We start from the raw sequence: 25,195 nt of genomic DNA, 5'->3' as shown, positions 1-25,195 counted from the left end.
CCGCACCGTGTTCTCGGTGCGGGGCTGGGGTCGTCTGTGGGCTTGTGTGGTGCGCGGGTCAGGCGATGTGGGGGCCTGCTCGGGCGTGGGATGGTCGGGGTTGTCGGTACGGGTCGACGGTTGCCGGTGGCACAAACCACGGGTGGTTGTCGACGCCGATGAACACTTCCCAGTCACTGTGGTGGAGAAGTCGGTGGTGGAATCCGCACAGGAGGACGAGGTTGTTCATGTCGGTGGGGCCGCCGTCGCCCCAGTGCCGGATGTGGTGTCCTTCGGTCCAGGCAGCGGGTTTTCCGCAGCCGGGGAAAGCGCAACCGTGATCGCGGGCGATGAGGGCTTTGCGTTGTTTGGCGGTGACGGTGCGGGCGGTGCGGGCGAGGTTGATCGGTGAGCCGTGCTCGTCCATGACGATCGCAGTGAGGACGCAATCGCAGGCGAGTTGCCGGGAGGTGTTGCGGGAGAGTGGTCCCATCCACGGTAGCCACCCGACGGTGGTGCCGTCGCCGAACAGGTCCCTGTATGCGCCGCGATCCGTTGCACGGCGGTCACTGCCACTGCCACTGCCACTGCCGTTGTCCGGCTCGGTTGGTGCGTCGTCGATGATGGGGCTACCGGTGTTGATGTCGACCGGATCGCCTGCTTCTGTATCGGATTCGGCTGCAGCGCGCGTGGTTTCGTCGTCGGCGATGTCGTCTGCGTCGGCGTCGGCACTGTCGGCATTGTCGCGGAGGTCGGTGAGATCGCGCAGGGTGATGTGCAGGTTCAGGTGCGGTCTCTCACCGCCTTCGGTGGGGCGGTTATTCGAGGCGAGGTACTGGTCGAGGATGTGTCCGAAGGCGTCGGCTCGTCGCTTGGCGGGGCTGCGGTCGTCTCCGGTTTTGGGTGTCTCGTCGCCGTCGGGGTCGGGGCGGGGTTCGGTCAAGGGCGAGAGTGCGGTGAGGAGTTTCTCGCCGGTGATCGCGTCGAAGTCACCTTTCAACGCCAACCGCCCGTTCAACGTCGTGGAGGCGAAGAGTTCGTTGCGGTCGGTGTCCTCGGCGGGTGGTGTCTTGCCGCCGTAGGTGTCGTGGAGTTTGGTGATCGCTTCCCGGATACGGCTTGTACGTGCTCCGGGTCCGGTGGCAGCGGTGATCATCGCTTTGCGCGCTATGTCCTGGCCTGCTGGGGGGAGGTTCTTGGGTGGGGTTTCGGCGAAGGTGAGGATCAGCGCGGCGTGGTCGACGGACATGACTCCGGTGTTCACGGCGTCGGCGATGTCGGGGAAGTTCTTCAGTCCGCGGGCGAGGGCGACGATCTTGGTGGCCTTGGACGGTGAGAGCAGGGTGGTGGAGGTCAGCCAGCCGGCGGGGCCGGGGAAGCCGAGCTTCTCCCGGCTCACGCGGGTGTCGATGTCGGCGACGAGGGCGATGCGGCGGGCTTCGAGCAGCTGAATTTGGTGGGAGACCGCGGCGGCGTCGGCGAGGAGTTCTGCCTCGCTCAGTTGCCAGATCGCGGTGGTCATGGGAGCAAGTGTATCGAACGTGCGTTCGATTGACAACCATAGTGCAATCGAAAACTATTGTCCTGCTTAACTATTCGCTATCCAGAACCTGTCGGTGGGGTGTGGTATCGGACCGCCACGCCGTCGTACGCGTGCGATCTGCCGCCCTTGCGGCTTACCTGTACGCCCTCGGGCAGTCGATCACCGACGCCTGAGGCGTCGAACGGTCCGCACCAGATGTAGAACTCTGCCGCATCACGCACTACCCATCTATAGACGGGGAGCCGCCGGCAGAAGATGTCCGCGTCGATTCCTCTGTACGACTGGAATCCGCGGGTGCGTATCTCGAACGAACTGGTTTTCAGTCCGTCATGTCTTCGGATGAAATATCAATCAGCTTCTCTGGCAACACGTTCCAGTTCATCTCGATAGGCCGCCCACCATGCTGCGTCGCCGTCGGTCATGTTTTCGTTCCCCAGTCGCAGCCCGACGGAATCGTCGATGAGTTCGCGCACGATGTCTGCATGCCCGGCATGTCGATTCGTTTCGATGCACACATGCACCAGAACACGGTGCAACGTGACTTCCTGCTTCTCGGCGGGCCAGTGCAGTACGCGTCCGACGGTATCGAGGTCGTTCGATTCGATGGTCTTGTCGGCGTGAAGCCAGGCCTCGCGATACAGGTCGACGATGAACTCGGAGGATTCGTCGGCGGCTGCCCACATATCGGAGTTCGCTTGCGCGACAGCTGATTTCTCCAGCTCGGTGAATCTGGCCGGGAATTCGCGGCCGAAGGTGAGGCCGAAATAGCCGTACTCGACGATCGCCAGGTGCTTGATCAGACCGAGGAGATTCGTCCCCGTCGGCGTCATCGGCCGTCGTTTCTGGTACTCGGTGAGACCGTCGAGCTTCCACAGCATGTTCTCGCGTGCGATCCGTAGGTACTGGTGCAGCTCGTCTTTCATGCTGGTCGGCTCGCCCATGCTCGTCAGCTCACCGACGCGTGCCAGACCAGAGCGGCAGCCAGCGCGCCGAGTCCGTTCAACGACCAGTGCAGGGCGATAGGGGCGATCAAACTTCCGCTACGGCTGCGCAGCCACGTGAACACCACACCCGCCGCCGCAGTGGCGACCACGGCCAGCGCTATACCGACTATCTGCCCGAACAGCCCGCCGCCGAGAAACCCGCTCAGTCCCACGTTGCCCGCCGTCAGCCCGAGCGACGACGCGATGTGCCACAGACCGAACAGTAGAGATCCTGCAGCGAACACGCCGCGAGCTCCGTAGATGCGCCCGAGCGTGCCGTGCAGAACCCCGCGGAATGCGAGTTCCTCCGGGATGACGGTCTGCAGCGGAATGACGATCATCGACGCGACGATGGCGGCGGATACGGTTGCGTATCGGTCGGCCATGAAGAACGGCCGAGTCAGCGGCAGCAACGCACCGATCGCGACGACGGTGAGGACGACCCCGACGGCTCCGAGTGCGTACAGAGATCCGGTCTTCCACTGCTTGGGAGACAGTCCCAGTTCGGCCCACCCCAGACCGCGACGGTTCGCCAGGACGACCAGCAGAACAGCGGCGATCGGAACCGTCGCGATGCTGGCCCACACCGTGGTGAAGTGCGCTATGAGGTTGGTGCCCACGAGTACGAGGACGACGATGGCGACGTCGAGGTAAGCGTGGAAGGCGCGTCGTGGTGCCACGCTCCCGGCCGTGTTCACAGCAAGCATTGGAGCGAGTGTACTGGCGTCAGCTGAGAGCGCCCGGTGAATCGAGGCTCCGGTCGAGGCCTTTGCGGTCGTAGATGCGGGTGAACACCACGCCGAACACGAGCCCGATGAGCAGTCCGAGGGACGTCATCCCCACCGAGTGCAGCAGGCCTGCGTCGAGTGAGGCGTTGAAGTACAGGATCGAGCGGGTGCCGAGGAAGATCTGATGCATCGGCTCGAACTGCGCGAGCCAGGTGAAGAGCCGCGGGCTGGCTTCGAGGGGAATGGTGCCACCCGAGGACGGCAACGCCAGGATGATGAACACGATCAGATTGATCAGCAGTCCTGCCGTGCCGAATGCGGACATCACCGCCAATGCCGTGATGCCGACCGCGGTGATCGCGAACGCGCCGTACATCCACAGGGTCCAGGCGTGGGTGATCGGCATACCGAGCAGATGGCTGATCAGCAGGTAGAGGGCAGAAACGAGCAGGGCCAGGACGACCATCACGAGCCATTTCACGAGCAACGTCCGGAAGCGGTTGATCTGGGTCGGTCCGCGATGGATGTACTTGGGGCCGATCTCCGTCGGCGTGAATCCGAGCAGGCCGTCGACGAGTGCGCTGACGATGGTCGCACCCGTGAACCCCGCCAGGACGAGCAAGAGCGCGTAGTAGAAGGCGGACAGACCACCGCCGGTGCCGTCGGGCAGAGGATCGTACTGGGCAACGATCACATCGATCGGCTGCGCGAGAGTGAGAGCACTTGCACCGGCGAGCTGAGTTTCGCCGAGCTGTTGGCGTACCTGTTCGGTGATCTGCTGTCCCACAGTTTCATTGACCGACTCGAACGCCGGTGTTGCGACACCGGTCACGAGTGACATTCCGAAACTGCCCGCACGCGGATTGGTGTAGACGGTGATGATCGGCTTCTCGACGTCCCCGGGAATCACGCTCGCCTGAGCGAGGATTCCCATGCGCTTGGTGAAATCGCTGGGAATGACGATGGAACCGTAGGCCTCGGCCGTCGACAGCAGCGATTGTGCCTGCGCCGGACCGACTTCCCTGAAATCGACCTTCTCCGGATCGACGTTCTGCAGCAGACCCTCGACGATGTCGTTGCCTATGTTGCGTTGCTCGCCCGCGAGGGTGTCGCCCTCGTCCTGGTTGACGATCGCGATGGGTAGGTCGTGCAGATTGCCCCTGGGGTCGAGCACGCCGCCCAGATACAGCGCGGCGAGAAACGACATCAGGGTCGAGACCACCAGGATGGGCGCGAGCCAGAAACGCGGCGAACGAAGGACGTCGGCCATCGACCGAGGGGTTCTGTCGGAGGTCACCGCATCAGTGTCGCAAGTTCGGCTCCCGTGTGCGCGGTAGTTCGACCCTTGCTACGAGACCGGGATGGAGCCTGCGGGACGACCGCAGGCCCCGCCCGCGCACTCGGGGCGCAGCCGCTGGACCGTCAGGCGTCGGCCCGACGCGGCAGCTTCCACTCCGGGCGGACCCAGTGGCAGGTGTAACCCTCGGGGTACTTCTGCAGGTAGTCCTGGTGCTCGGGCTCGGCTTCCCAGAAATCTCCGGCCGCGGTCACCTCGGTGACGACCTTGCCCGGCCACAGTCCCGACGCGTCGACGTCGGCAATGGTGTCCTCGGCGACGCGCTTCTGCTCGTCGGTGAGGTAGAAGATCGCCGAGCGGTAGCTGGCACCGATGTCGTTGCCCTGACGGTTCTTGGTGGTGGGGTCGTGGATCTGGAAGAAGAACTCGAGCAGATCGCGATACGTCGTCTGGGTGGGGTCGTAGACGACCTCCAGTCCCTCGGCGTGGCTGCCGTGGTTGCGGTAGGTCGCGTTGGGGACCTCGCCGCCGGTGTAGCCGACGCGGGTGGAGATCACGCCCGGGAGCTTGCGGACGAGCTCTTCGGCTCCCCAGAAGCATCCTCCGGCGAGAATGGCGGTTTCGGTGGCTGCAGACATCGTTGCTCTCCTAGCTCTTTATCGATCGATACGTGGGGTTCAACGAACGAGGCGTCCTCATAATTCCGAATCGTGGGTGCGTTCTCCGACCTCGAGGACCAGTTTGCCGGTGTTGGCTCCGTCGAACAGCAAGTTCAGTGTCGATCCGAAGGCCGGGACGCCGCCGATCTCGATCTGCTCCCGCGCCGTCATCTTGCCGCTGGTGAGCAGTTCGGACAGTGCGTCGATGCCCTCCTGGTAGCGATCGAGGTAGTCGAAGATGATGAAGCCCGTCATCGACGCCCGATTGATCAACAGGGACAGGTAGTGCGCCGGTCCGGGTTGCGGATCGGTGGCGTTGTAGCCGGAGATGGCTCCGCACAACACCACTCGCGCTCCCTTGCGCAGCCGTGAGAGGGCCGCGTCGAGGATCTCACCGCCGACGTTGTCGAAATACACGTCGATGCCCTGGGGTGCAGCCGCTTTCAGGCCCTTGTACACCGACTCGTTCTTGTAGTCGATTGCGGCGTCGAAACCCAGTTCCTCGGTGAGCCACGCGCACTTCTCGGGACCACCCGCAATGCCGATCACAGTGGCTCCCTTGGCTTTTGCGATCTGGCCCGCGATGCTGCCCACGGCGCCCGCGGCTCCGGAGATCACCACGGTGTCGCCCTCGGTGAGCTTGCCGACGTCCATCAGGCCGAAGTACGCCGTCAGTCCTGGGAAGCCGAGCGCTCCGAGCCACGTGGGTGCCGGTGCGATGGATTCGTCGACCTTCTGCACCCCCGTGCCGTCCGACAATGCGTGCTCGGTGACGCCGAACGAGCCCGAAACGATCTCTCCGACAGCATAATCGGGGTGGTGGGATTCCAGCACCCGTCCCACGGCGTGCGCCCGCATCACCTCGCCGATCCCGACGGGCGGTACGTACGAGCGCGCATCGTTGAGCCAGCCCCGCATCGCCGGGTCGAGAGAGACGTAGTCGACGGTGACGACGAACTCGCCGTCGCCCGGCGTGGGAATCGGTTCCTCGGTGAGGTTCCACGTCGACTCGTCGGGACGTCCCACCGGGCGCTGAGCCAATCGGATCTGACGGTTCACAGATGTCATCTACCGTTCCTTCCACGTCGAAGACAGGTCACCTCGACACTAGGGCAGAATGACGTCACGATGACCAACGCGCCGAACACCACCCGCCTCGCCCCCCGTCTCGTCGCCAGCGACGTCGACGGCACTCTGCTCGACCAGCACGAGCGTGTCACCGAACGCACCAGGCGTGCCGTGTCGGCCGTCGTCGCCGACGGCGTGCCGTTCGTGCTGTCCACCGGCCGCCCGCCGCGGTGGATCCACCCCGTCGTCGATCAGTTGGGATACGCGCCGATGTCGGTGTGCGCCAACGGAGCGGTCATCTACGACGCCGCCAACGATCGCGTGCTCAGCGCCGAGACGCTCTCGGTGCAGACACTGCAGTGGTTGGCCGACGTCGCCTATCGCGCACTGCCGGGCTGCGGGCTGGCCGCGGAGCGGGTGGGCCGGACGGCACACGACTCGGCCACCCCGCAGTTCGTCAGCTCCCCGGGCTACGAGCACGCCTGGCTGAACCCGGACAACGTCGAGATGACCGAGGACGACGTGGTCGACGTTCCGGCCGTCAAGCTGCTGATTCGTCTTTCCGGCTCCACCAGCGGACACATGGCAGACATCCTGTCCCCGCTGATCTCCGGTCGCGCCGACCTGACGTTCTCCACCGACAACGGACTGATCGAACTCTCGGCACCGGGAATCACCAAGGCGTCGGGTCTGGCCAAGGTCGCCGAGACCCTGTCGGTGGACGTGAAGGACATCGTGGCCTTCGGCGACATGCCCAACGACGTCCCGATGTTGACGATGGTGGGACTGGGTGTCGCGATGGGTAACGCGCATCCGGCTGCCGTCGCGGCGGCGAACGAGGTGACCGTCACCAACGCAGAGGACGGAGTGGCGCACGTCCTCGAACGCTGGTGGTGACGCGTCGCCACGCTGGACACGAAGGTGTAGTACCGGAACGCGAAAGGGCCGAGTCACCATGGTGACTCGGCCCTTCTGCTGGTGAATCTCAGCCTGCGGGTGCGGGCTCCGGTGCGGGAGCGGGCGCAGGAGCCGGTTCCACCGGTGCTGCAACGGGGTTCTGCATCTCCGCGTTGTAGGTGTCGTTGTACGTCTTGATCACCGTGGTCACGATTCCGGTGAGCTCGTTGAAGATCAGCGAGCCGTTCTCGAAGTCGGTCCGGAGGCCCTCCGGCACCCGGAACTCGTCGGTGAGCGGCAGACCGAGCACGCCGTCGACGCCACCCTGCTGCACGTACTGCTGGAAGATCTTGCCGATGACCGCCACGGCCTGGCCTGCCATGTTGGTGATGATCTCACCGTTGGCGAACTGCGCCTTCTCGCGGCCACCGCTGACCTGCACCAGACCGCTCACCGGTACGCCCAGCGCACCGGTTTCGCCGCCCGAGGACAACCACTTCTGAGCGACGGGACTGGTCGACGCCAGACGCTGCAACTCGGCGACCAGGGCCGGGATGTTCTCGCCCAGAGCGGAACTGACGTCGGTGCCCGGACGGGACGGTGCCGCGCCGGTCACTGCGGTATCGGGAGCTGTGTCGGTCACGTCGGGCGAGACCGGAGTGGCATCTCCGCCGCCGCCGAGGTTCGCCGCCGCGATGTCGCGGATCTCTCCGAGCCGCGCGTATCCGGCGTCACCCGGGCATTCGGTGTTGCCGACGTCGCGGTGACCGAAGATAACCGGCAGGTCGATGCTCTTGCCCTTGCCGACGAACGTGAAATTCGTTCCCTCCGAGGTCATCGTGGTGGTGCCCTTGGGGTCGAGACCGGCCTTGCCGAGTCGCCATCCGAGGAACTTGCCGACCGAATCGATGGTCTCCTGCGAGGGATCCTCGTTGGAGTAGTCGCCCATCATGGCCACACCGACGGTGTTCTCGTTGAACCCGCCCGCGTGGGCACCCTGAACCGGCTTGTCCAGACCGCCCGCGCGGCCCTCGAAGATCTGACCGTACTTGTCGACGATGGCGTTGTAGCCGATGTCGCACCAGCCGAGCGTCTGCGCGTGGTACGCGTAGATGGCTCGGACGATTTCGGCCGATTCGGACTTGGAGTAGTCGTTGCTGCCTGCGGTGTGGTGCACGGTGGCACCACCGATGAAGTCGTCGATCGTCGGTGTGGCGCAACGGATCGACTCGTCGGCACCCCACTGAGCGCGGGTGATCACGTTCGGGCCTGCGTCACCGGCGACGGGCGTGGCGAGGTCGCTCAGTGCCGAGTCGGCTGGCGACGTGCCGGGCGTGATGAGTACCGCGCTGATGTCGTTCACGGCCGCGGCCAGCTGTTCGGCCGAGCTGTCGGACGCGGGTGCCGGGGCCGCGGGATCGGCCGGAGCCGGATCCTGTTGGCGCAGTGGCTTGCTCGATGACGCCGGGGTGTAGCCCAAGGGCTGTTCCGCGGCAGCAGGAACCTCGGCCGGAGCGCCGGGAGCAGGCAGTTCGACGACCGGAACCTCGGGAACCGGTGCAGTTGCGAAGCTTTCGGGAGCTGCACTGCTCGTCATCGGCGTCAGCAACACCTGCACGGCCTTGGTCAGTCCGACGAAGATCGGTTCGGTGCCCTGCTTTTCCGCAGCGGGAACGGCGTCGCTCGCAGTGGTATCGACCGGCGCGGTTTGCAGCCACGGGCCCCAGGAGCCGTCCTCCAGTTGCCGGCGGATCTGAGCGGAAGCACCGTCGAGCTGCTCGGAGGTCAGGGCCACCATGCTGAACGGGGTGTCCTGCGTGATCTCCTTGACGGCGGCACCGAGCGGCGGACCGGTCGGATCGGCAGCTTCGGGGTTCACCGGTGCAGAGGCGTCCACCCGAGGAATCGGGGCCTGTGCGGTCGCGTTGCCCGGGGCCGGGGTGGTGAGACCCGGGATGTCGGGAATCTCGATCGGCGGGATCACGATGGAATCCGGCAGCGGCAGGTACTTCAGATCGGAGAGCCGCAGATCGGGCAACGGCAGTCCGGTGAGCTCCTGCAGCGGGATCACGATGTCCGGTGCAGCGCTCAGCGCGGTCTCGACGATCTTGGTCGGCACAGTGACGGGGGTTGTCTCGTTGGCCGGTCGAACTCCGGTTGTCGTGCTGTCGGTGAGGCCTGCGACCGCGAAGGGGGTCGCGACGGCCAGTAGTGCGACAGCACCGAGAACGATCGACGGCTTCGTTCGACGGTTCGGCAAGGCGGTACTCCCTGGTTGTTGGTAGGTACGCGTCGTAGGATCTCCGATTGCTGAACAACATGAATCACATCAGCAACATGAGTCCCATCAGACACAAGGCTAAACCTTAGCTTGACAGTTAGCCATCCCCGGGAAGTTCCGGTGGCGCGGCGCGTCGGGCGCGTCACCTACGCTTTCGAGCTGTGACTGTGCACTTCATCGGAGCCGGACCGGGCGCTGCCGACCTGCTCACGCTGCGGGCCGTCGAGTTCCTGCGATCGAGCCCGGTCTGCGTCTACGCCGGTACCTACATCGACGACGCGATCCTCGACCACTGCTCGGCAGGCACCCGCCTGGTCGACACCGCGAAGCTCGATCTCGACGCCATCACCGGTGAGCTGGTCGCCGCCCACGAACGCGGCGAGGACGTCGCTCGCCTGTGCTCGGGGGATCCGTCCCTCTATTCCGCCCTGGCCGAACAGTCCGCTCGACTCGACGCGGCAGGCGTGCCCTGGGACGTCACCCCCGGCGTTCCGGCCTACGCGGCCGCAGCCGCCGCACTGGGCGTCGAGCTGACGGTTCCCGAAGTGACGCAGTCGGTGGTGCTCACTCGCGCGCAGGCCCGCTCGACGGCGATGCCCGATACCGAGGCGCTGAAGAACTTCGCCGCCACCCGCGCGACCCTGGCGTTGCACCTCGCGATCACCCGCACGCGCATCCTGACCGAGGAACTGACGGAGTTCTACGGTCCGGAGTGCCCGGCCACCGTCGTCTTCCACGCCAGCAAGCCGGACGAGTTGATCCTGCGCGGCACTCTGGCCGATATCGCCGACCAGGTCGAGGCCGCCGACCTGCGGCAGGCGGCGGTGATTCTGGTGGGGCCTGCCCTGGCTCGACGCGTCGTCACCGAATCCCACCTGTACGACGCGTGCCGGGACCGATCGTGAGGATTCACCTGATCGGCATCGGTGGCGGCCACCCCGATCAGATCACCGTCCAGGCGATCCAGAAGCTGCGGGCGGTGGATGTGTTCGTCGTGGCCGACAAGGGCGCATCGGTCGGCGATCTCGGGGCGGCCAGGCAGGAAATACTGGAGCGTCACCATGGCGGCAGCTACCGGGTGATCGAGGTACCCGACCCGCCGCGGGACCGATCACCCCGGCAATACGAGACCGCGGTCCTCGATTGGCACGACGCCCGCGCCCGCGCCTACGCCGATGTGCTCGACGGCCTCGACCGAGGCACCGTCGTGGGGTTTCTCGTCTGGGGCGACCCCGCGCTCTACGACAGCACCATCCGCGTCGTCGAGCGGCTGGCCGCGTTGCGCGGCGACATCGAGTTCGATGTCACACCCGGTGTCTCCAGCGTGTCGATGCTGGCGGCGAGTCATCGCCTCGTTCTCAACCGCATCGGCGGACCGATCGTGATCACCACCGGCAGGAACTTGGCGAGCGACGTCGCCGCCGGCCTCGACAACCTCGTGGTCATGCTCGACGGCAACCTGGCCTGCAGCGCGCTGACCGGCGCAGGATGGGACATCCACTGGGGTGCCAATCTGGGAACGGTGGACGAGAAGCTGGTGGCAGGTCCGCTCGACGACCTGCTCGGTGAGATCCGCAGCGCCCGCGAGCAGGTCAAGTCCCAGCACGGCTGGGTGATGGACACCTACCTGCTCCGACGTTCCGTTCGATGACACCGGGCCCGCCGATGGGCACCTGGCGGGGCAGAGCGGTCACGATCGTCGGATACCCTGGTTGCCCGTGACTGCTGTAAGCCCCGAGACCACCTCTTCCGACGCCTCCGTGACCGGCCGATACGACCTCATCGTCGTCGGATCCGGGTTCTTCGGACTGACCGTGGCGGAGCGGGCGGCATCCCAGTTGGGTAAGCGTGTCCTCGTGCTGGATCGGCGGCACCACCTGGGCGGCAACGCGTACTCCGAGGCCGAGCCCGAGACGGGTATCGAGATTCACAAGTACGGTGCCCATCTGTTCCACACCTCGAACAAGCGGGTCTGGGAGTACGTCAACAAGTTCACCGACTTCACCGGCTACCAGCACCGTGTCTTCGCTCTGCACAAGGGCCAGTCGTATCAGTTCCCGATGGGCCTCGGCCTGATCTCGCAGTTCTTCGGCAAGTACTTCTCGCCCGCCGAGGCGCGCGCCCTCATCGAAGAGCAGTCCAGCGAGTTCGACTCCAAGGACGCGCAGAACTTCGAGGAGAAGGCGATCTCGCTGATCGGTCGCCCGCTCTACGAGGCTTTCATCAAGGACTACACCGCCAAGCAGTGGCAGACCGATCCGAAGAATCTTCCCGCGGGCAACATCACCCGATTGCCGGTGCGGTACACGTTCGACAACCGCTACTTCAACGACACCTACGAGGGCCTGCCGGTCGACGGCTACACCGCGTGGCTCGAGAAGATGGCCGCCGACGAGAAGATCGAGGTCCGGTTGAACACGGACTGGTTCGACGTCAAAGCCGAGCTGGTGGCCGAGAGCCCCGACGCTCCCATCGTCTACACCGGCCCACTGGACCGCTACTTCGACTACTCCGAGGGCGAACTTGGCTGGCGCACAATCGATTTCGAGACCGAGGTGCTGCCGACGGGTGACTTCCAGGGCACCCCGGTGATGAACTACAACGACGGCGACGTGCCGTTCATTCGAATCCACGAGTTCCGGCACTTCCACCCCGAGCGCCAGTACCCGACCGACAAGACGGTCATCATGCGTGAGTTCTCCCGCTTCGCCAAGAGCGGCGACGAGCCGTACTACCCGATCAACACCCCCGACGACCGGCAGAAGCTCGAGGCCTACCGCGACCGCGCCAAGGCCGAAGCAGCGTCCAACAAAGTGCTGTTCGGTGGACGCCTCGGCACGTACCAGTACCTGGACATGCACATGGCCATCGCGAGCGCACTGAACATGTACGAGAACACCCTGGTTCCGTACTTCGAGACCGGTGCTCCTCTGGCAGGCGACAAGTGACCGCCAAGCACCTGCTCGAGGACGGCATCACCGACGCCGCGCCGGTTCTGGGTAAGTCGTTGTTGCAGCGCGTACTGCTGCCGCGTTCCGGTGAACCGCTCGACGTGCGCACGCTGTACCTCGAAGAAGCGCTCACCAATGCCAAACGGGCACACTCGCTCTCGCGAACCTCGGTCACCATCGGTTCCGAGTCCGAGGTGTCGTTCTGCACCTACTTCAACGCATTCCCGGCGAGCTACTGGCGGCGCTACAGCGTCCTGAAGTCGGTGGTGCTCCGCGTCGAGGTCTCCGGCCACTGCCGAATCGACGTCTACCGGTCCAAGGCCGACGCGTCGCGCATCCACGTCGAGGGCCGCGAGGCGGTCGACGGAGATGCGGCGCAGGAATTTCTGATCGATCTCGGTCCGTTCGAGGACGGCGGTTGGATCTGGTTCGACATCACCTCCGACTCCGAGGTGGTGCTCGAGAGTGCGGGCTGGTACGCCCCGATCGAGGCTCCGGGGGAAGCGACCGTCGCCGTCGGCATCCCCACCTTCAATCGCCCGACCGACGCCGTCAAAGCCCTTGTCGCACTTGGGTCGGACCCCCTGGTGCTGGACGTGATCCAGGCCGTGATCATGCCCGATCAGGGCACCCGCAAGGCGAAGGACGAGCCCGGATTCGACGAGGCCGCCGCGGCCCTGGGCGGCAGGCTCGCCATCCACGATCAGGCCAACCTCGGCGGGTCCGGCGGATACAGCCGCATCATGTACGAGGCGCTGAACAACACTGCCTGCCAACACATCCTGTTCATGGACGACGACATCGAGATCGAGCCCGACTCGATTCTGCGGGCGCTGGCCATGTCTCGGTTCGCCAAGGTCCCCACACTCGTCGGCGGCCAGATGCTCAACCTGCAGGCGCGCAGTCACCTGCACGTCATGGGCGAAGTGATCGATCGCAGCAACTTCATGTGGACCGGCGCACAGAACGTGGAGTACGACCACGACTTCTCCGAGGATCCACTGCGCACCAGCAAACTGCTGCACCGCCGCATCGACGTCGACTACAACGGCTGGTGGATGTGCATGATTCCGCGGGTCGTCGCCGAGGAACTCGGGCAGCCGCTCCCGCTGTTCATCAAGTGGGACGACGCCGAATACGGCTTGCGCGCACGCGAAGCCGGCTATCCGACGGTGACGCTGCCGGGCGCGGCGATCTGGCACATGGCGTGGAGCGACAAGGACGACGCCATCGACTGGCAGGCGTACTTCCATCTGCGCAACCGCCTGGTGGTCGCATCGCTGCACATGCCGGGCGACGGCAAGGGGCTGGTGCTCGACACGATCAAGGCCACGGTCAAGCATCTGCTGTGCCTCGAGTACTCGACCGTCGCGATTCAGAACCTGGCGATCCGCGACTTCCTCGCCGGCCCCGAGCACATCCTCGAGATCCTGCCCACCGCGCTGCCGACCGTGCACGCACTGCGCAAGGAGTTCCCCGACGCGGTCGTCGTCGGCAGCTCCACCGAACTGCCGCTCGCGTCCGGTGAGGAGGTGGGAGCCGTCGGGCTGCCGACCAACCCACTGGCCAAGATCGGCCGATTGGCAAAAGGGCTGCTGCACAACGCAAAGCCTGCGCACACCCAGCATCACGACCGCCCGCAGCTCAACGTCCCGACTCTCGACGCGCGCTGGTTCCTGCTGTCCCAGGTCGACGGCGTCACCGTCACCACCGCCGACGGCCGTGGCGTCGTGTACCGCAAGCGGGATCGTCAGCAGGCTGCGGCGCTGCTCAAGGAAGCCCTGTCGCTACGCAAGCAGTTGGCAGCCGAATTCCCCGCCCTCAAGGCCCGGTACCGCGATGCCGTGCCGCACCTGACCAGTAAGGAAACGTGGGAACGTGTCTTTCGTTACCAGGCGTAAGGGACAGACCGAGGCTCCGACGGAAGTCAGGATCCTCGAGAAGGTGCAAAGCACCGTCGGCAGTGCCCCCGGCGCGATCACCGTCGCCCGCGGCATGTCGCACTTCGGCGAACACGCCCTCGGCTGGGTCGCGATCGCCGGTATCGGAGCTGCACTGGACCGGCCGCGTCGGCGTCAATGGGCCTCGGTGGCGGTAGGGGCAGTGGGTTCCCACGCCGCGTCGATCGTGATCAAGCGCATCGTGCGCCGGCCACGTCCTCACGACCCGGCCGTCCGCATCAACGTCTCGACGCCCAGCAAGCTGAGCTTTCCGTCCTCGCATGCGACATCGACCACAGCCGCCGCGGTTCTCCTCGGCCGGGTGACCGGGCTACCGTTACCGGCGGTCCTCGTCCCACCCATGCTGCTCTCGCGCTTGGTGCTCGGAGTCCATTACCCCACCGACGTGCTGGCAGGATCGGCACTCGGCGCGTTGACGGCTGCGGCCGTCGTGAAGTTCGAAGGAGACAAATGAGCGAGGATGCCGCACCCGTAGGCGCACCGCCGAAGAACCTGGCGGACGGCATCGTCAAGGCGCTTCGTCCGCGTCAGTGGGTCAAGAACGTACTGGTGCTGGCCGCACCGCTGGCGGCGGGCTCGGTCACCGACCCCGACGTTCTGCTGTCCGTCGCGCTCGCGTTCGTCGTGTTCTGCTTCGCCGCGTCCGGGGTCTACCTGGTCAACGACGCCATGGACGTCGAAGCCGACCGCGCCCACCCCACCAAGCGATTCCGGCCGATCGCCGCGGGCGTACTGCCGGTCAACATCGCCTACGCGATGGCCGTTGTCTCGCTCGGTCTCGCCATCGGCCTCTCGTTCATCGCGAACTGGAAACTGGCGCTGGTCATCGGCGTCTACATCGCGATTCAGCTCGCGTACTGCTTCGGTCTCAAGCACCAGGCCGTGCTCGACATCTGCATCGTCTCCTCGGGCTTCCTGCTCCGCGCGATCGCCGGTGGCGTCGCCGCCTCGATCCCGCTGTCGCAGTGGTTCCTGCTGATCATGGCGTTCGGCTCGCTGTTCATGGCGGCAGGCAAGCGCTACGCGGAGCTGCAGTTGGCCGAACGCACCGGAGCGAAGATCCGCAAATCGCTCGAGAACTACACCACCACGTACCTGCGATTCGTCTGGACACTGTCCGCGACCGCCGTCGTCATCTGTTACGGCCTGTGGGCGTTCCAGGAAGACGCGGGCACGGGTGCCAACTGGTTCGCCATCTCGATGATTCCGTTTACTATCGCAATCCTGCGATACGCAGTGGATGTCGATGGCGGCGAGGCAGGCGAACCCGAAGAGATCGCGTTGGGAGACAGGGTTCTGCAGCTACTCGCCATAGCGTGGATCGGAGTGGTTGGTGTCGCTGTCTACCTCGCCTGACCAGCGAGACGCGCGAGAAGAGAACTCCGCTCGGGCATCGATCACCAGGCCCGTCTTCTGGATCGGGACCGTGGTCACCGGGGCGTTGTTCCTCTGGGGTGCGTGGGAGCGCCGCTGGATCGCCGACGACGGCCTGATCGTTCTGCGTACCGTCCGCAACCTGCTGGCAGGCAACGGACCGGTGTTCAACGCGGGCGAGCGCGTGGAAACCAACACCAGCACCATCTGGACCTACCTCGTGTACGCGGGCAGTTGGCTCAGCGAGGGTCGACTCGAGTACGTCGTCCTGACGATCGCACTGATCCTGTCCACGGCGGCCGTCGTTCTGGCGATGATGGGCACGTTCGCGTTGCGTGGTCGCACCGCGTCGCAGACTCTGTTCCTGCCTGCCGGAGTCCTGGTCTACATCGCGGTTCCGCCCGCCCGCGACTTCGCGACGTCCGGCCTCGAGACCTGCCTGGTCATCTTCTGGTTGGCGATGCTGTGGCTGCTGATGGTCCGGTGGGGTCAACGACGGTCGGGTGGCGTCGAGCTGCTGCTGCTGGCCTTCTTCGCCGGGCTCGGCCCGCTGGTGCGTCCGGAACTGTCCATCGTGGCGGTGCTGGCGTTGGCGATGATCTTCCTGGCTCCGCAGAGTTGGTTGTCCAGGCTGCGAGTGTTCGCTTTCGCCGGTGCGGTGCCGGTGCTCTATCAGATCTGGCGCATGGGCTACTACGGCCTGCCGTACCCCAACACCGCGGTGTCGAAGGATGCAGGCGGAGCCAAGTGGTCGCAGGGGTTCGAGTACCTGTCCAACCTCGTCGGCCCGTATCTGCTGTGGTTGCCACTGATACTGCTCGTCGTCGGTGCCGTGCTGTCGGCCTCGCGAGTGCGGTTGTCCCTGCCCCGTACCGTCGGCGGCTGGCTCGCCGCGCTGCGGACGCCGACCGCCGTGGTCGTCTTCGTGTTGATCAGTGGCCTTCTGTTGGCTTTGTATTCGATTCGCGTCGGCGGCGATTTCATGCACGGTCGGACATTGTTGCCGGCATTGTTCACGCTTTTGTTGCCGATTTCCGTGCTGCCGGTCGCTCTCCCGAAACGCTGGGCTGCAGACCGCGCCACAGCGGTTTTCGTCGCCGATCTGTTCGTCTGGGCCGGCATCGTGATCTGGGCCGTCGCCGCGGCCAACACGACTGGAATGCCGCAGGGCTCGATCGTCGGCCGCAGTGGCATCGTCGACGAGCGGGCGTTCTACTCGCTCAACACCGGGCACGCTCATCCGATTCTGGCCTCGGACTACCTCGACTACCCGCGGATGCGAGGGATGGTCGAGGCGATCGAGGACACTCCCGACGGCGGATTGCTGTTGCCCTCGGCCCAGTTCACGTACTGGGATGTCGTTCCACCGCCGCTGCCGATCCCCGAGGGTGGATTCGGTCACACCGTCTTCTTCCTCAACCTCGGAATGACCAGCATGAACGTCGGCCTCGACGTGCGGGTCATCGACCAGATGGGGCTGGCATACCCGTTGGCGTCGCACACCGAGCGGCTCGAGAACGGCCGGATCGGGCACGACAAGAATCTGTATCCGGACTGGGTGGTGGCCGATCTCGGACTCGTCGCCGTCCATCCGTACCTGCCCTGGTACATGGACGAGGACTGGGTCACCGAGGCTCAGGTGGCGTTGACCTGCCCCGACACCCAGGAGCTGCTCACCTCGTATCGGGCCCCGCTGACGAAGGATCTGTTCGTTCGCAATTTCAAGCGTTCGCTCTTCTATGCCGGATATCGCTTCGATCGGGTGCCGAAATACGAAATACAACGATGTGATCTTCCGGCCCCGATATTGAAGGCGGACAATTAGGTGTCCGAACACGAAAAGGTCACCGGGTTGCGCCGAAATGGTCTCGACGCCAAGATGAGCTATCTCGATCCTGTAACGGTGGCCGCCCTCGGTGCGATAAGCGCTGAGGATGTGTGTGCGACCGACCCGAGGGTCGGACGGCAGACATGGTGAACTTGCGAGATCAAGCGTTGATTGCGTAACCGATGTGACGATGAAGCAGCTGAGAGGTCGAGTGCATGCTGGGTAGAAGGAAGAGCCGGTCCGAGGACAAGCGGGGTGGCTCCTGGGGCCGCCGCGCCGCCACGTCCATGCTGATGGCGGTGGTCCTCCCACTGGGATTGGCTGTAGCCGGCGGTGGCGCAACTGCCAACGCAGCCTTCGACGGCAATGCCATCGACGTCTGGACGGACTCGAGCATGGGTCCGATCAAGAGCCGCGTCTGGCGCGCCGCGGACGGCAACACCAATCGCGTCGTCTACCTCCTCGACGGTCTTCGGGCCACCAACGACATCTCCGGTTGGGAGCACGAGACCGACGCCGGTGCCGTGTTGGCCTCCTGGAACATCAACGTCGTCGAGCCGGTGGGTGGACAGTCGAGCTTCTACTCCGACTGGTACGCACCGTCGAACTTCAACGGCCAGCAGACCACGTACAAGTGGGAGACCTTCCTGACGCAGAACCTGCGTGAGAACCTGCGCGCGAACTGGGGCTTCAACCCCAACCGCAACGGCGTCATCGGTATCTCGATGGGTGGCTCGGCTGCTCTGACTCTCGCGGCCTATCACCCGGACCAGTTCAGCTACGCGGGCTCGCTGTCCGGTTACCTGAACATCTCCGCTCCCGGCATGCGCGAAGCAATGCGTCTGGCGTTGCTCGACTCCGGTCGCTACAACATCGACGCGATGTGGGGACCGCCGTGGGATCCGGCGTGGTTGCGCAACGACCCGTTCGTCTTCGCCCCTCGTCTGCGCGACAACGGAACCCGCGTGTGGGTGTTCGCAGGTAGCGGCCTGCCCGGCGGACTCGATCGCCCGCGGAGCTTCATCGACTACTACAACACCGCCAACGGCATGGGCCTCGAGGCCATCGCACTGGCGAACAGTCGGGCGTTCCAGATCCGGATGGCCAGCATCGGTGCCAACAACGTCACGTACGCGTTCCCGGCCGTCGGTACCCACCAGTGGGGTTACTGGGGCGAGCAGATCCGCATCATGGCACCGGACTTGAGCGCCAACATCGGTAACTGACCCGCTCAGGGATCATTTCGGTCGTTTCGCCCGCTTCTCGGCCCTTCGTGAAACTTCACGACTTTTCAGGGCTGTTCAGCGGGGACCGAGCAGGATAGTCTCCTGTTTCGGGGAAACGTCGAGGTGAAACTGGGACGCTGATCACAGTTTTGCCTTGGAACCGCTCGATGGAATAACCTCCATCGAGCGGTTCGCCTGTTTCACAGCAGAACCTCAGATTTTTCAGGACCACGTCGTCCTTCGGCCCGGAGGGGCCACCAGGAAAGCCCTGTTCGATTGCCGGGGGCCGCACGTCGCGGAGACCGCGTAGATGAGAGAGAGCACGATTCATGCGATTTGCCGGCCTCAGCAGAACACCGAAGGCGTCTTCACGCTGGCGTCAGCGCCTGCTCGGCGTCGGTGCTGCAGCGCTCGTCCTTCCCCTCGCAGCCGGTGTCGTCGGTGGAGCGGTCGCTGTCGCAGCACCCGCTCCCGTCGCGCATCAGACCCCTGCCGGTGGCCGTGAAGACCTGATCGTCCCGTCCGAGATGGGCCCCATCAAGGTTCAGGTCCAGTGGGCGGCCCGTGGCGGCAACGCCGCTCTCTACCTGCTCGACGGGCTGCGTGCCCGCGACGACCGCAACGCCTGGACGTTCGAGACCAACGCGCAGGATCAGTTCGCCAACGACGACGTGACCCTGGTCATGCCCGTCGGCGGTCAGTCGAGCTTCTACAGCGACTGGTACACCTCGTCGAACTTCAACGGCCAGGAAGTCACCTACAAGTGGGAGACGTTCCTGACCCAGGAGCTGCCCGCGTTCCTCGAGAACTACGGTGTCTCGCGCAGCAACAACGGTGTGCTCGGACTGTCGATGGGTGGTTCGGCAGCACTGACGCTCGCCGCGTACCACCGCGATCAGTTCAAGTTCGCCGGTTCGCTCTCGGGCTACCTCAACATCTCCGCGCCCGGCATGCGCGAGGCCATCCGCGTCGCCATGCTGGACGCCGGTCGCTTCAACGTCGACTCCATGTGGGGACCGCCCTGGAACCCGGCGTGGCTGCGCAATGACCCGTTCGTCTTCGCGCCGCGACTCGAGGGCCTGTCCCTCTACATCTCGGCAGCCAGCGGGCTGCCCGGCGAGTTCGATCGCCCGGCCGCGCCGATCGACTTCTACAACACCGCCAACGGAATGGCGCTCGAGGCACTCTCGCTCGCCAACACCCGTGCATTCCAGATCCGCATGAACACTCTCGGCATCCCGGCCACGTACAGCTTCCCGGCCAACGGCATTCACGCATGGCCGTACTGGGGAGCCGAGCTGTGGAAGGCTCGCGGCCAGATCCTGGACGCGCTCAACGCCTGACACCGATCGAGTAGTCGTTCTTCGAGAAATGCCGCCCCGCGTCTGTGCGCCGGGCGGTATTTTTCGGTCCCGGCCACGGTCGCCTTGCCGACTCAGTTCACAATTGCACCACCAGTCACAGCGCGTCTGCTGCTCGCCGGCATCGGGCACGTGTAGAAAGACATACGAAGCATGTCTCGATAGGAGACCTTCGAAAGTCACGTCGAAAGAGAGTCACCATCATGCGCACTGAGCTTGTTCGGTTCGGTCGGACTACATCGGCCGGTACACGGGCTCGGCGAGCGGCAGCAGCACTGACCGTCGCTTCCGCGCTGATGATCCCCTTCGCGACGACGACCGTTGCCTCCGCTGCCCCCATCGCGCGGACGGCCCCTGTCGCGCTGGCCGGCCCCGCCTACACGCAGACGTCCGGTGCCACCGTCACGTCGGTGGACTGGCTCTCCGATCGTCGCGTCGCGCTGTGGATCCAGTCGCCCTCGATGGGAACGCCCATCCAGGTTCAGCTGTTGCTCGCGCGTGACTGGAACATCAACCCGCAGGCCACGTTCCCGCAGGTGTACATGCTCGACGGTCTGCGCGCGACCGACCAGGAGAACGGTTGGACGGCCGAGACCGACGCCGAGTCGTACTTCGCCGACAAGAACGTCAACGTGGTCCTCCCCATCGGCGGCCAGTCCAGCTTCTACTCCGACTGGCTCGATCAGGACAACGGCAAGAACTACCAGTGGGAGACGTTCCTGACCCAGGAGCTCCCACCCATTCTCGAGCGGGACTGGCGCAGCACCGACACCCGTGGAGTCGTCGGATTGTCCATGGGCGGTACGTCCGCGATGTTCCTCGCCGCGCGCAACCCCGGCTTCTTCAAGTTCGCGGGTTCGCTCTCGGGCATCCTGACCACCACCTCGCTCGGCATGCCGCAGGCAATCCAGTACGCGATGACCGACGCGGGCGGCTACAGCTCGAGCGCCATGTGGGGCTCGCCGTCCAACTCCCTGTGGGCGCAGCACGATCCGTACCTGCTGGCCGACAAGTTGAAGGGCGTCAGCCTCTACATCTCCAGCGGCAACGGCTCGACCGGACCGTACGACCAGCCGTCGGGCATTCCGGGCGTGAGCACCAACTACGCCGGCATGGGGCTCGAGATCCTCTCGCGCCTGACCTCGCAGTCCTTCGCCACCAAGCTCAACCAGCTCGGCATCCCCGCTCAGGTCAACTACCGGCCGTCGGGCACGCACTCGTGGCCGTACTGGCAGTTCGAGCTGCATCAGCTCTGGCCGCAGCTCGCCACCGCACTCGGAGTCGAGGTCGACAAGCCCGCGTGCAGCGTCGCCGGCATGATCGGCAACGCGAGCGGTGCCAACTCGTGGCTCGGACCGTGCTTGACTGCCGAGTACAACGTGGCCGGAGGTCGCGCGCAGGACTTCACCTTCGGCCGGGTCTTCTTCACCCCCGATACCGGTGCGCAGGTCGTCGCCGGAGCCATCGGTGGCATCTACCAGGGCAACAGGGGCCCCGAGGGTGCACTCGGATTCCCGACGACCGGCGAGATCGGAACTCCGGACGGTCGCGGACGATTCAACGCCTTCCAGAACGGAATGGTCTACTTCACGCCGCAGACCGGCGCACACGTGGTCAAGGGTGCTGTGCTCGACGAGTGGGCTGCCCAGGGCTACGAGGGCGGGCCGCTGGGCTACCCGGTGCTCGACGAGGTTCAGACGCCGACCAAGCCCGGATCGGTACAGGGTTTCGAGATCGGTGCCATCTACACCTCGCCCGATGCCGGTGTGCACTCGGTGCAGGGCATGATTCTGGGCAAGTACGGTGAATTGGGTTGGGAGGGTGGAGCTCTCGGGTTCCCCAAGTCCAACGAGCTCGGCCCGATCAGGGACGGCGGACGCTTCAACCAGTTCGAGACGGGCAACATCTACTGGAGCCCGCTGAGCGGAGCCTGGTCCACCCCGTACGGTCCGATCTTCGATGCATGGGGATCGGTCGGCTACGAGGGCGGCCGGTTGGGCTACCCCACCAGCGATCAGTTCGACATCGACGGTGGCGGCAAGCAGCAGAACTTCCAGTTCGGCATCATCACCGTCAAGGACGGCGTTGCCACGATCGCGCCGTAGTTGCTTGCGAAACGACATCAGCTCAGAGTCTTCTCAGAGCGTGGCGGTAGTCTCGCCTGCGACCCGACGACCGAAGGATTTCGATCGATGACGCGTAATTCCCTCACCAGGACTCTGTCGCTCGGTGTGTTCGCCCTTGCGGCGAGTTCGATGCTGGTGGCCTGCGGGAGTGACGACTCGACGGCTACCGGAGCGCCGACGACCACCACCTCGGCTGCCGAGACGACGACCGAGGCCGAGTCGACGACGTCGGCCGCAGCGACCACCACTGCTGCGCCGACCACGAGTCCGGGTGAGGCGGCCACCGCGCCGCCCGAGCAGCCGCAGCCCGTTCCGGACGATTTCCCCGGGCCGACGGAAAGCCAGATCGACGACCGCGGCGCGAGCTTCCTGGAGGAGCTGAAGAAGCAGGGGATCACCCCGGCGGGCAACGGCGACATCGCGGTGTCGACGGCCAATTACATCTGTGCCGCGCAGGCGCAGGGTGTCACAGCGGAGGAGATCTCGACCTTCGTCACCGCGAACGTCGGCGTCGAGGCAAGCGCCTCCGGAACGCAGATGAGCGAGACGCAGGCTCAGCAGGCCGCCCAGACCTACATCGCCGCCGCGCAGGCGACGTACTGCAGGCCGTAGAGATCAACGGTGATGGCCAAGCGTAAGCGCAGAATCCTTCCGGTGATCGCCGTTGCGGCGATCATCGGTCTGATCATCGTCGCCCTGTGGTACCTGCTGGCCGGACGGCTGCCGAAGGAACCGGGCATCCCGGTGCCACCGGGACCGGAGGAGCCGACGTCGCAGCCGGCCGACTGCCCCGACGTCCAGGTCATCGCCATCCCCGGAACCTGGGAATCGTCGTCCACCGACGATCCGTACAACCCGACGGCCAATCCGGCGTCGTTGATGCTCAACGTCACTCGCCCGTTGCAGGAGCAGTTCCCCGGTTCGCGAGCCGACGTCTACACCGTGCCGTACGTGGCTCAGTTCTCCAATCCCATCGCTCTGCCGCCGGACGGTCAGCAGTCGTACAACAACAGTCGTACCGAGGGCAAAGCCGTCGCCGTGCAGAAGATGACCGATGTCAGTGCGCGTTGCCCGTTGACCAACTTCGTCCTCACCGGCTTCTCGCAGGGCGCGGTCATCTCCGGCGACATCGCGGCCGACATCGGAGCGGGCAACGGTCCCATCTCCGCCGATCGTGTTCTGGGCGTCACCCTCATCGCCGACGGTCGACGCGACGGCGTCTCCGGTACCGATGTTCCGGCTCCGCTCGACGGCGTCGGTGCCGAGGTCGCTCTCGGCGGACTCGACCTGCCCGGCATCACGATGACGGGGCGTCGAGAAGGGGGCTTCGGTGCCCTCGACGACCGGACCAACCAGATCTGTGCACCAGGAGACTTGATCTGCTCGTCGCCGTCGGATGGATTGTCGCTCCGCAACATTCCGCAGAGCATCCAGATTCTGATCGGGGCTGCAGGCAACCCGGTTCATGCGTCGTACAACAGTTTCGTCGTCGACGGATCCGGTACGACGGCCACTCAGTGGACCGCTGGGTGGGCCGCCGGACTGATCGAGAATGCCCCGACGCCCGCGCATTCGTGAGGGTCGACGCTTTATAACGGAAACGTCACAACGCGACGTGCAGTGGTCTGGTGCCGCGCACAAACCTTGGCCGCGAAGCCCCCAGCCGGTGTGATCGACTCGGGTCAGCGGCTAGAGTGGCGCCTTGGACCTGCGCAGATCGGCCTCGGCCGGGCTGCTCTCGCCATCAGAAACAAGACCGCTGCACACTCCGAGGAGAGCAATAGATGAGTTCCGCCGAGGCCGCGACCGCAGGGCCGCGCAAATTCCGATTCGCTGCAGGCGGAGAGGGAAACGCCGAGGAGGGCGGGGCTCGGAAGTTCATCAAGCTGGCGCAACAGGCCGAGGAACTGGGTTACGACAGCTTCATGATTCCCGACCACCTGGGCAACCAGGTCGGTCCGATCGCAGCGCTCGGCGCGCTCGCCGTGGCCACCGACAAGATTCGGCTCGGCACTGCTGTGTTGGCGAACGGCTTCCGGCATCCCGCGGTGCTGGCCAAGGATGCGGCCACCATCGATGTGCTCTCGGGTGGGCGGCTCGAGCTCGGTCTGGGTGCGGGTTGGATGCGTGAGGAATACGACAAGGCGGGGATCACGTACGACCGCCCTGGCGTGCGGATCGAGAAGCTGGAGGAGACCCTCGAAATTCTCGACGTCCTGTTGCGCGGTCAGGAATGCAACTTCGAGGGCAAGCACTACACGATCGCAGGACTCAAGGGCAGTCCTCGGCCCCGGCAGGGACCGCGTCCTCCCATTTGTATCGGCGGTGGCGGTCCGAGGATGCTCGCCCTGGCGGCCAAGCACGCCGACATCATCTCCGTGGTGCCGAGCACTTCGAAGGAGGGCAAGCTGTTGCTCTCGGGCATGACCATCGAGAAGACCCTCGAGCGTGTCGAGCTCATTCGTGCAGCAGCAGGCGATCGGTTCGACGACATCGAACTGAACTGGGCCATCACCACGATCGTCGTCACCGACGACCGTGAGCAGATGGCCGAGATGGCGCTGGCGGCACTCGACAACGGCTACCCGCCGAACGTGGACGTCGATGTCAAGCTCACCGTCGAGGACATCCTGTCGTCTCCGTACCTCGCATTCGGGACATACGAGGAAATTGCCGATCAGATCCGTAACGTTCGCGCGCGGACGACGATGTCCTATGTCGGGGTTTTCCCTACTCAAATGGAAGCATTCGCGCCGGTTGTCGACTTGCTGAAAGGCGAGTGACGTAGGCGCGTGTCGGTACCATGTAGCTGGCCTTTCAAACCAGGTGCCAAACCGACACCATAAGAGCTACTAGTCAGTAACATAAAACGCTGTTCGGTGTCCGCATGCACGTAGCCGGTCGTGCGGGCCCAGGTCACGCAGGCTGTGTGG

The 25,195-nt window shown here is 65.1% G+C and carries 21 protein-coding genes; 14 read left to right on the top strand and 7 right to left on the bottom strand.

The window, feature by feature from the left end; translation table 11 throughout:
- Positions 1-58 precede the first annotated feature (58 nt).
- From CH274_RS23835 to CH274_RS23810, 6 genes are all read right to left on the bottom strand, one after another.
- Entirely contained in the window at positions 59-1,501 is a 1,443-nt protein-coding gene (locus tag CH274_RS23835) for an HNH endonuclease signature motif containing protein (RefSeq protein ID WP_094659110.1), read from the bottom strand.
- Between the two features lie 368 nt (positions 1,502-1,869).
- Positions 1,870-2,463: a DinB family protein gene (locus CH274_RS23830; protein ID WP_094659109.1), complete on the bottom strand. Its 594-nt coding sequence runs from the start codon at positions 2,461-2,463 to the stop codon at positions 1,870-1,872.
- 5 nt (positions 2,464-2,468) lie between these two features.
- Positions 2,469-3,212 carry a CPBP family intramembrane glutamic endopeptidase gene (locus CH274_RS23825; RefSeq protein WP_032396447.1) on the bottom strand — a complete coding sequence of 248 codons (744 nt, stop codon included), beginning with the start codon at positions 3,210-3,212 and terminating at the stop codon, positions 2,469-2,471.
- A gap of 19 nt (positions 3,213-3,231) precedes the next feature.
- Complete coding sequence (locus CH274_RS23820; protein ID WP_094659108.1) at positions 3,232-4,503, bottom strand: YhgE/Pip domain-containing protein; 1,272 nt, start codon at positions 4,501-4,503, stop codon at positions 3,232-3,234.
- A 152-nt stretch (positions 4,504-4,655) separates the two neighbouring features.
- Positions 4,656-5,168: a peptide-methionine (S)-S-oxide reductase MsrA gene (gene msrA, locus CH274_RS23815; protein ID WP_094659107.1), complete on the bottom strand. Its 513-nt coding sequence runs from the start codon at positions 5,166-5,168 to the stop codon at positions 4,656-4,658.
- Positions 5,169-5,225: 57 nt separating this feature from the next.
- Positions 5,226-6,257 carry an NADP-dependent oxidoreductase gene (locus tag CH274_RS23810; protein WP_094659106.1) on the bottom strand — a complete coding sequence of 344 codons (1,032 nt, stop codon included), beginning with the start codon at positions 6,255-6,257 and terminating at the stop codon, positions 5,226-5,228.
- Between the two features lie 60 nt (positions 6,258-6,317).
- On the opposite strand from CH274_RS23810, the gene CH274_RS23805 reads away from it, so the two are divergent.
- Positions 6,318-7,154, top strand: coding sequence for a Cof-type HAD-IIB family hydrolase (locus CH274_RS23805; RefSeq protein ID WP_045197985.1), 837 nt, complete (start codon positions 6,318-6,320; stop codon positions 7,152-7,154).
- 88 nt (positions 7,155-7,242) lie between these two features.
- Here CH274_RS23805 and CH274_RS23800 read toward each other — a convergent pair whose 3' ends face one another.
- Positions 7,243-9,414: an N-acetylmuramoyl-L-alanine amidase gene (locus tag CH274_RS23800; protein WP_094659105.1), complete on the bottom strand. Its 2,172-nt coding sequence runs from the start codon at positions 9,412-9,414 to the stop codon at positions 7,243-7,245.
- A gap of 182 nt (positions 9,415-9,596) precedes the next feature.
- On the opposite strand from CH274_RS23800, the gene cobM reads away from it, so the two are divergent.
- From cobM to CH274_RS23735, 13 genes are all read left to right on the top strand, one after another.
- A complete protein-coding gene (cobM, locus tag CH274_RS23795; RefSeq protein WP_094631869.1) occupies positions 9,597-10,340 on the top strand; it encodes a precorrin-4 C(11)-methyltransferase in 744 nt (247 codons plus the stop codon).
- On the top strand, positions 10,334-11,086 hold the full coding sequence (cobF, locus tag CH274_RS23790) for a precorrin-6A synthase (deacetylating) (RefSeq protein WP_218829240.1): 753 nt from the start codon (positions 10,334-10,336) through the stop codon (positions 11,084-11,086). Before cobM ends, cobF begins: the two co-directional genes overlap by 7 nt.
- Before the next feature lie 67 nt (positions 11,087-11,153).
- On the top strand, positions 11,154-12,383 hold the full coding sequence (gene glf / locus CH274_RS23785) for a UDP-galactopyranose mutase (RefSeq protein WP_179275836.1): 1,230 nt from the start codon (positions 11,154-11,156) through the stop codon (positions 12,381-12,383).
- Complete coding sequence (locus CH274_RS23780) at positions 12,380-14,287, top strand: glycosyltransferase (protein ID WP_094659102.1); 1,908 nt, start codon at positions 12,380-12,382, stop codon at positions 14,285-14,287. Before glf ends, CH274_RS23780 begins: the two co-directional genes overlap by 4 nt.
- Positions 14,265-14,801, top strand: coding sequence for a phosphatase PAP2 family protein (locus tag CH274_RS23775; RefSeq protein WP_052049813.1), 537 nt, complete (start codon positions 14,265-14,267; stop codon positions 14,799-14,801). Before CH274_RS23780 ends, CH274_RS23775 begins: the two co-directional genes overlap by 23 nt.
- Positions 14,798-15,703, top strand: coding sequence for a decaprenyl-phosphate phosphoribosyltransferase (locus CH274_RS23770; protein WP_045197991.1), 906 nt, complete (start codon positions 14,798-14,800; stop codon positions 15,701-15,703). Before CH274_RS23775 ends, CH274_RS23770 begins: the two co-directional genes overlap by 4 nt.
- Complete coding sequence (gene zomB / locus CH274_RS23765; protein ID WP_094659101.1) at positions 15,681-17,546, top strand: flagellar motor control protein ZomB; 1,866 nt, start codon at positions 15,681-15,683, stop codon at positions 17,544-17,546. The genes CH274_RS23770 and zomB overlap by 23 nt, the downstream gene beginning before the upstream one ends.
- 218 nt (positions 17,547-17,764) lie before the next feature.
- A complete protein-coding gene (locus tag CH274_RS23760; RefSeq protein WP_176459410.1) occupies positions 17,765-18,775 on the top strand; it encodes an alpha/beta hydrolase in 1,011 nt (336 codons plus the stop codon).
- Positions 18,776-19,104: 329 nt separating this feature from the next.
- The gene (locus CH274_RS23755) at positions 19,105-20,118 is read left to right on the top strand and encodes an alpha/beta hydrolase (RefSeq protein WP_045197995.1); all 1,014 of its coding nucleotides are present in this window, start codon (positions 19,105-19,107) and stop codon (positions 20,116-20,118) included.
- Between the two features lie 221 nt (positions 20,119-20,339).
- Entirely contained in the window at positions 20,340-22,241 is a 1,902-nt protein-coding gene (locus tag CH274_RS23750) for an alpha/beta hydrolase-fold protein (RefSeq protein ID WP_082073872.1), read from the top strand.
- A gap of 87 nt (positions 22,242-22,328) precedes the next feature.
- Positions 22,329-22,874: a DUF732 domain-containing protein gene (locus tag CH274_RS23745; protein WP_094659100.1), complete on the top strand. Its 546-nt coding sequence runs from the start codon at positions 22,329-22,331 to the stop codon at positions 22,872-22,874.
- 12 nt (positions 22,875-22,886) lie between these two features.
- On the top strand, positions 22,887-23,840 hold the full coding sequence (locus CH274_RS23740; RefSeq protein ID WP_032396435.1) for a cutinase family protein: 954 nt from the start codon (positions 22,887-22,889) through the stop codon (positions 23,838-23,840).
- A gap of 206 nt (positions 23,841-24,046) precedes the next feature.
- Positions 24,047-25,045 carry an LLM class F420-dependent oxidoreductase gene (locus CH274_RS23735; protein WP_032396434.1) on the top strand — a complete coding sequence of 333 codons (999 nt, stop codon included), beginning with the start codon at positions 24,047-24,049 and terminating at the stop codon, positions 25,043-25,045.
- The last annotated feature ends 150 nt before the right edge of the window (positions 25,046-25,195 follow it).

The sequence above is a fragment of the Rhodococcus sp. 06-418-5 genome, from assembly GCF_002258285.1.
Classification (GTDB): Bacteria; Actinomycetota; Actinomycetes; order Mycobacteriales; family Mycobacteriaceae; genus Rhodococcoides.
This window is presented reverse-complemented; position numbering and strand designations above follow the sequence as displayed.